This window comes from Micromonospora sp. NPDC001898 (genome assembly GCF_042891255.1).
In the GTDB taxonomy this organism is placed as follows: Bacteria; Actinomycetota; Actinomycetes; order Mycobacteriales; family Micromonosporaceae; genus Micromonospora.
In genome coordinates this window covers 1-7,182 of sequence record NZ_JBIATC010000040.1, presented here as the reverse complement: position 1 = coordinate 7,182, position 7,182 = coordinate 1, and the positions used below count along the sequence as shown (strand labels likewise).

Sequence of the window (7,182 nt, the reverse complement as noted above, 5' to 3'; positions counted from 1 at the left end):
GCTGCTGCCCTCGACGCGCCACCGCGATCGTCCAGGCCATCCTCGTCCTACATCACATCCACACCAGCCGAAACCCACGATGAAAAGGGCTCATTCGGCTATAGAACGGATCCTTGTTGTGGTTGAGGATTCCAGCCGCACCGGCGTCGGCGATGCGCTCCTGCGCCGCGCAGTACTCGTCTGCGGTGGTGGCGTTGGCGGTTTCGAGCAGGATCAGCTTGCCGCGCACGTCCTTACCGCCGAGCACGTCGTCGTAGCTGGCCAGTTTGAGTCGTTGGTCAGTTTCGAACTTCAGCAGCCTCGGCGAGGTCAGATTCCACGGTTCGACCAGCTCGCTGTCGTTGTTGTACAGCGGGTTGACCTGGGCCTTCCCGTTGCCGTTCACGGTCATGGTTGCCTCGGGTGCGGCGAGCACCTGTTCGTACCAGAACCGGTACCTACCGATGGTCGACGTGGTCTTGGTGGGTGTCGCGAAGAGGCGGAGGCCGTAGCCGAAGCCGGTCGTGGTGAGGAAGTAGTTGGCGTAGGTGATGCCGGCGGCGGTGGTGTAACTGCTGGCTATGAGGCTGTGTACGACCTCGCTGGGTTGCGGCGTGTTGATCTTTTTGATCGGCACCACGTCGGTGCCGAGGTTGTACTCGATGGTGGCGTCCCCGGCGACGGTGTACTGCGGCTCCTCGATCCAGACCGCGGCCTCCAACGAGCCCGTGGCGAACGCCCCCGGCGCGTTGCAGTAGAAGTGGTAGTCGCACTCGGGGACGTCTACGGTGCCGGTGGCCACGCCGTTGCTCGAGAACAGAACCTGCGTGTAGCTTTCCCGGCCGCCGCCGCCCTCGTCGTTCAGCTTGCCAAAACTGCAGATGACCTGCCCGCCGAGGCGCAGCTGCGGACCTTCGGTGATGGTCACGGTGATCTGGTGCGAGGGCCCCCGGCGCGTCGCGCTGACCGGCAGGGTCAGCCTGGTGCCGGTGCTCTCCTCGACCGCCACGACCGATCCGGTGTAGCTGCCGTCCTCGACCACGGTGGTGTCCAGCGTGACGGTCGCCTGGGCGCTGCCGCCCGCCGGGACGGTGACCGTGGCCGGCGCGGTGAGCCCGCTGCTCGCGTCGTCACCGTTGGCCCGGCGCAGCTTGATGGTCAGGGTCAGGGTCACCGGCGCCGTGGTGGGGTTGCTGAAGGTGAGCTGCTTGTCCACCCGCGGTTGGGCGTCGGGGGTGACCAGACCGTAGTCGAGGTTCACCGTGCCGGTGGTGACCTGCTGGCGGACGGCGCGGGCCAGGTCGACCCGGCCGACACCCTGCTCGTAGGCGGTGTACCCGGCGTCCTTGCTGGTGCTCATCAGCGTCGGCTTGAGCTGGCTGGCGGTCCAGTCCGGATGCCGCTGCGCAAGGACGGCGGCGGCGCCCGCCACGTGCGGGGTCGCCATCGACGTGCCGTTCGCCGAGGTGTACAGGTCGTCCACCGGGGTGCCCATCGTGGTACCCGCCGCCCGGGCAGCGACGATGGCGACACCCGGGGCGGCGATGTCCGGCTTGAGCGCCCGGTCCCCGCTCCGCGGGCCACGGCTGGAGAAGGAGGCCAGCCGGTCGTTCTTGTCGGTCGCGGCCACGGTCAGCGCGGCATCCGCCGCGCCCGGCGAGCCGATGCTGGACGGCCTACCGTCGTTACCGGCGGCGATGACGAACAGCGCCCCGGTCTCAGCGGTGAGCCGGTTGACCGCCTGGCTGCCCGGGTCCGTACCGTCGCTGCGCCCGCCGCCCAGGCTCAGGTTGACGATCTTGGCGCCGTTGGTCGCGGCCCACTCCATCCCGTCGATGATCCAGGACATGTCGCCGAACCCGTCGTCGGCGAGCACCTTGCCGATCATCAGGTCCGCACCCGGAGCGACACCCTTACGCGTACCGCCGGAACCCGCACCGGTGCCGGCGACGGTGGCCGCCACATGCGTGCCATGCCCGTGCCCATCGGTCGGCGTCGATACATTCGGAACGAAGCTCTTCGACCCCACCACCTTGCCCCGCAGGTCCGGGTGGGTGGCGTCGAACCCGGTGTCCAGCACCGCGACCTTCACCCCGGTGCCGTCGAACCCGGCGGCCCAGGCCTCTGGAGCGCCGATCAGCGGCACACTCTCGGACAGGTCAGCCTGCACCCGCTGGTCCAGCCACACCTTGCTGACCCCGGCACCCAACGTTTTCGGCCCCGCGGCCGTGGCACTGGGCGCGCTGGTCTTCGCTTTGGCGGCGGCGGTGCCGGTCAGCGTCGACCAGAAGTCGGCGGCCTTGGCCTTGTCCACCGCCATCCCCGCACCCGAAACGCTGGGCAGGTCACGACGCTTGACCGCACCCGGCAACGCCGCAGGCGACGCGCTCGCCGCCCGAGCCGACGCGCCCGCCGTGTAACTCACGATCACCGGCGTCGAGGTCGCCTTGTCGTCGCTGTACCCGTTACGGGCCAGATACTGCACATCGAACAACTCCCGATCCAGCACACCGGAAGCCACCAGGCCCTGAGCCGACTGCGGGATCACGTACACGCCGGTCGGGTCCGAGTACGCCTGGAACGACCGGGACGCGCTCGGACCGGTCGACCCACCGACCACGGTGGCCGTACCGCGACCGTCCGGACCCTCGGTGTAGCGCACCTTGTCACCGGAGATCAACGTGATCACGGCGCTGGTCCCGCCGGGGCCGCCCGGTGTCGGGGTCGCGGTCTCGCTGGGCGTCGTCGTGGTGGCCGCCGCCGAGGCGGCGTTCGTCAGCGGCGTCACACCGACGGTGGTGGCGGCGACAGCGACGACGGCCAGACCGCTTACGGCCGGGCCGCGCCATGTTCGCCAGCGGATTGCGCTATGCATACCAATTCCTCCGAAGGGGGATGAGGATGGCAAAGACGTACGAGGGGTGCACGTCCGCGGGCAGTCTCGCAAAGGATCTTGGTCTCGGGGAAGGAATTTGCCCAATGCACTTGTCGACATGGCGGGATGTGAACCGGGCCACCGCGAACGCCTCGCCCTTGCGGACCGGCTGGTCAACGGCATGATGAGGGCATGCAGGAGGTGCGATACCCGTTACCGGGACTCGGTCTGTCGCAAGCCGAGCAGGCGCTCTACGAGACACTCGTGGCCGGCCCCGGCAGCGTGCCGGCGGAGGTCACGGGGACGGATGACTTCGCGCGTTTGTTGGAACTCGGCCTGGTCACCCGGCTGCCGGGGCAACCACCGGGCTGGTGGGTGACGCCGCCCGACGCCGCGTTCGGACCCCACATCGCCCGCCACCGCCTGCGCCTTTACGAACTGCGGCAACGGCTGGACCGGATGGCCGGACAGAAGCGGGTCACCGCCAGCGACAGCACCGCCTTGGTCGAGGTGACCCACAGCCTGGAAACCTCCCGCGCCATGTTCGAAGACCTGGTGCGAAACACCGAACGGGAGGTGCTGATCTGCGACGCGCCGCCGTATCTCAACGGCCTTCGGCGCAAACAACCCGCCAACTTCGTGTCCCCGCGACGGGGCGTGCGTGTCCGCACCCTCTACGACCGGGAGAGCCTCGCCCTCCCCGGCTCGCTCGCCCACATCGCCGCCTCGATCGAAGCCAGCGAGGAGGTCCGGGTCACCGACGTGCCAATGAAACTCATGATCTGCGACGGACGGCGCGCCATGGTGCCGCTGCGACTGCGTCCCCTCGAGATGGACAGATTCCTGCTGGTACACGACCTGGTGCTGCTCGCGGCGCTGACGGCACTGTTCGAGAGCTTCTGGGAACAGGCGGTCCCACTGAGCGTGGGGGTCAGACTGGATGAACTGCCCGACGCCGACGCGCCGTCCGGTCTCGAACGCGACCTGTTGGCTCTGATGATGTCCGGGTTGACCGACCAGGCCATCGCCAAACACCTCGACTACCACGTCGGCACCACGCGCCGCCACATGCGTCAGCTGCTCACCCGCCTCGGCGCCACGACCCGCTTCCAGGCCGGCTACCAGGCAGTTCAGCGCGGCTGGATCGCTGCCGACGACCGGACCGCCTCACTTCCGCAGGAAGTCCAGCACCGCAGCCGTCTGGTCGGGTAGCGGGTGCCCGGCTTCCGGGAGCAGCCGGACGTCGGCGTGCGGCACGGCGCCCAGCAGCCGCCGACCCTTCGGCGTCGAGCATGACGTCCTGCCTGCCAAGTACGGCGGGCACCGGCATAGTCGACCGCCGCAGCGTGGCGTCGAGCACACGACGCGATCGCCGATATCCACCTTCGGCCCCTGTCCGCTGAGATCCGCGAGTTGGAGCGGCTCCTGCCCGCGGCGGTCACCGACACAGCACCCGGGCTGCTCGACCTCTTCGGTGTCGGCCACGACCGTGCGGCCGTCCTGCTCATCGTCGCCGGCGACAACCCCGAGCGGCTGACCGCAGAAGCTGCCGCCTCGACTGTGGCGGCAACAGACAGGCCAACGCCGCTCTGTTCCGCATCGCATTGACCAGGCTAGGAGCCGACCCGCGCACCCGGGCCTACGTTGAGAAACGAACGTCCCAGGGACGAATTAAACGCGATATCCTGCGTTACGTGAAGCGATACGTGGCTCGTGAAATCTTCAAGACCATAAAGGGGTCCTACTTTTGCTGATGGGCGTAATCGACTCCACGAGCGCGTTATCGCCGATGATGTTCGGCTCGCCAACACCGCGATCAGCCTGCTCCGCCTGACCGGCAACCACCACCATCGCCCACGCCCTACGCCGCAACAACCGCCAACCCCAGCGATCCCTGCAACTCCTCAGAATTACCTAAGACGGTCATATGACTACCTTGCAGAAGTCATGCCCTCTCACTTGGTGGACCAGGGCTGGCGCCACGCGGCCGGTAGTTGTATACCTAGCATCATCGCGATTACGGGCTCATTGCTGAAGGGTAAACACGAGAGTGAAAGCTCATTTATCGACGCTAGGCCTCTCCGGCGCCCAGGAAATGCTTTATGAATCTCTTGTTGCGCGTCCCGGCGATATCCCGGAGGAATTCATCGCCGGGGCCGACTTCGGCCGCCTGGCAGAGCTCGGTCTCTTGGCCCGCGCCACCACCCGCTTCCAGGCCGGTTACCAGGCGGTGCAGCGCGACTGGCTGACCGCGGACGGGCCGGCCCTGCCGAGGGCGGCGTGATCGGCCCGGCCGAGGAGCGGGCGTACGAGATCCTGGTCGGACGGCCGGGCGCGACCCTGGCCGAGCTCGCCCCGCTCTGGCCAGGACCGGCTCCGCTGGCGGTGGCGCTGGCCCGGCTCGAAGCGGCCGGGCTGGCCAGTGCCCTGCCCGGTTCGCCGGCCCGCTATGCGGCCAACGCCACCGACACCGCCGTGCAGCTGCTCGACGACCGCGAGGCCGCGCTGGAACGGGTCCACGAGCACATCGGCCAGCTCGCCGGCGCCTACCGAAATGCCCGCGCTGGTGGGAGGCCGCACGTCGTGGAGCTGATCACCGGCAGGCTGGCGGTCCGGCAGGCCGTTGCCCACGTCCACCGGTCAGCACACCAGGAGCTGTGCTGCTTCGAAACTGGGCCGTTCTCCCATCGGGCCGGTGTCGACGGGATCGACCCGGTCTCCGCCGCGGTGCCGTGCCGCCGCGTCTACGACCGGGCGGCGGTCGAGGAGTCCGGTGGCCTGGCCGCCATCGAAGACCTGATCCGGGCCGGCGAGCAGGTCCGGGTGGTCTCCGAACTGCCCGTGCGGCTCTACCTTGCCGACCAGCGGGCAGTCCTGCCGCTGCCGGACGGTGGCGAAAGCGATGGCGGGGAGCGGGCCATCATCGTGCACCCGTGCTCGCTGCTCGATGCGCTGCGCAAGCTGTTCGACACCCTCTGGGACAGGGCCGTCCCGCTACACCTGCCCAACGGACGGCAGCGCACCGCCACCGTCCTCGACGAAGATCGCCTGATCATGCTGTTGCTCTCCGGGCTCACCGACGAGGCCATTGCCCGGCAGATCGGCGTGGGCGCCCGGACCGTCCAGCGCCGCATCGCCGTCCTGATGAGCGAACTTGGCGCGCACACCCGCTTCCAGGCCGGGGTCCAGGCCGCCCTCCGACAGCGCCGAACCGGCGACGAGGACAACGCCGAGGCGTTGCCTCGTCGAAACCTGGGATTGGGCTCAGCGTAAACCGGGCCAGAGCGGCGTCTGTGGGGCTGGCTGTAGAGAACTGCACACCGTGCGGCCAAGCTGCGGCGTCGCGATCTGATGCCTGCCTTCGCGCGCAGTTTCGCGCAAATCTTGAAGAAATCCCTGGTCCTGAACGCTTCCTAAGGCAAGAAACCATTGGTGACACCATGAATGCTCTTGACGACAAGGTTGCACTACACCGGGAGATTGTCGAGGTCACGGAGCAGCTACGCGATTCGCTGTTGCCGATGCTGTTGACGAATCCGAAGCAGTGAGCGGCAAACTATGGATACCCGAGCCCTTGTCAGGGGTGCTCCGCGGGTGCTCGGCCGCCCATCGGCAGGTACGACTGGGGTGGACCATTCGGCATCATTCACTGCATGTGGGCCAGATAAATCGGGCACCGTGGACTGGCGGGACGCGCAGGGACTGCGAACCATAGATCAATGTCAGCTCTTAATCCGCGGGTTCGGGGTTCGAGTCCCCTGGGCTCCACTCTTACCGCCTCTGACCAGGCGGTTCATGGAAGCAAGATCAACGGGCACACGTAGGGCACAAGTCAGCTTTGATCTTGTGACCGCCTGGCGCCCTCGGTCGCACGCTGTGCCGCCGAGCTCAGGACCGAGCCAACGACGCCGCTAGGCCGGTCTCGCTTCGGGAGCCAGTGCACATACGTCTCCAGCGTGATCCGCAGCGTCCGGTGTCGAAGCAGGCGTTGCACCTCCTGCGGCTCAACGTGGTTGGTGATCAGCGTTGTGGCGAAGAAGTGCCGCAGAGCGTGAAACCCGCCGTGCTTCTGAGGCCAACCAGCGGCATCGCGCCACCCGGCCCATTCCCGGGACCAGGTGCGGTCAGTGAAGGCGTTGCCGCGGGTGGTGGTGAACAGCAGCGGCACAGTCCGCCGGACCGGCTCGCCCGACGTGATGTCGACCATCTCCACCGGCACGGGTGGGAAATCCCGGGCTAAGAGATGTCTCGTAACTTGGCGCCTGGTCCATGGTGGATCATGTGGTGGTGCAGGTGATCTCAGCGGCTCGCCCGGAGTGGATCTTTCC

At 67.7% G+C, this 7,182-nt stretch carries 7 protein-coding genes; 5 read left to right on the top strand and 2 right to left on the bottom strand.

The window, feature by feature from the left end; genetic code table 11:
* Window positions 1-52: 52 nt before the first annotated feature.
* A complete protein-coding gene (locus tag ACFYZF_RS30480) occupies window positions 53-2,854 on the bottom strand; it encodes a S8 family serine peptidase (RefSeq protein WP_387026620.1) in 2,802 nt (933 codons plus the stop codon).
* A gap of 192 nt (window positions 2,855-3,046) precedes the next feature.
* On the opposite strand from ACFYZF_RS30480, the gene ACFYZF_RS30475 reads away from it, so the two are divergent.
* The 5 genes from ACFYZF_RS30475 to ACFYZF_RS30455 all read left to right on the top strand — a co-directional run bounded on the left by ACFYZF_RS30475 (window position 3,047) and on the right by ACFYZF_RS30455 (window position 6,402).
* Window positions 3,047-4,066 (top strand): hypothetical protein, encoded by a 1,020-nt coding sequence (locus tag ACFYZF_RS30475; RefSeq protein ID WP_387026618.1) that lies wholly within the window; start codon window positions 3,047-3,049, stop codon window positions 4,064-4,066.
* A gap of 201 nt (window positions 4,067-4,267) precedes the next feature.
* Window positions 4,268-4,462 (top strand): hypothetical protein, encoded by a 195-nt coding sequence (locus tag ACFYZF_RS30470; RefSeq protein ID WP_387026617.1) that lies wholly within the window; start codon window positions 4,268-4,270, stop codon window positions 4,460-4,462.
* Window positions 4,463-4,904: 442 nt separating this feature from the next.
* On the top strand, window positions 4,905-5,138 hold the full coding sequence (locus ACFYZF_RS30465) for a hypothetical protein (protein ID WP_387026615.1): 234 nt from the start codon (window positions 4,905-4,907) through the stop codon (window positions 5,136-5,138).
* Window positions 5,135-6,127, top strand: a complete 993-nt coding sequence (locus ACFYZF_RS30460; protein WP_387026613.1) for a hypothetical protein — start codon at window positions 5,135-5,137, stop codon at window positions 6,125-6,127. Before ACFYZF_RS30465 ends, ACFYZF_RS30460 begins: the two co-directional genes overlap by 4 nt.
* Window positions 6,128-6,147: 20 nt before the next feature.
* Window positions 6,148-6,402 (top strand): hypothetical protein, encoded by a 255-nt coding sequence (locus ACFYZF_RS30455; protein ID WP_387026612.1) that lies wholly within the window; start codon window positions 6,148-6,150, stop codon window positions 6,400-6,402.
* Between the two features lie 284 nt (window positions 6,403-6,686).
* Here ACFYZF_RS30455 and ACFYZF_RS30450 read toward each other — a convergent pair whose 3' ends face one another.
* A complete protein-coding gene (locus tag ACFYZF_RS30450) occupies window positions 6,687-7,073 on the bottom strand; it encodes a tyrosine-type recombinase/integrase (protein ID WP_387026610.1) in 387 nt (128 codons plus the stop codon).
* Window positions 7,074-7,182 lie beyond the last annotated feature (109 nt).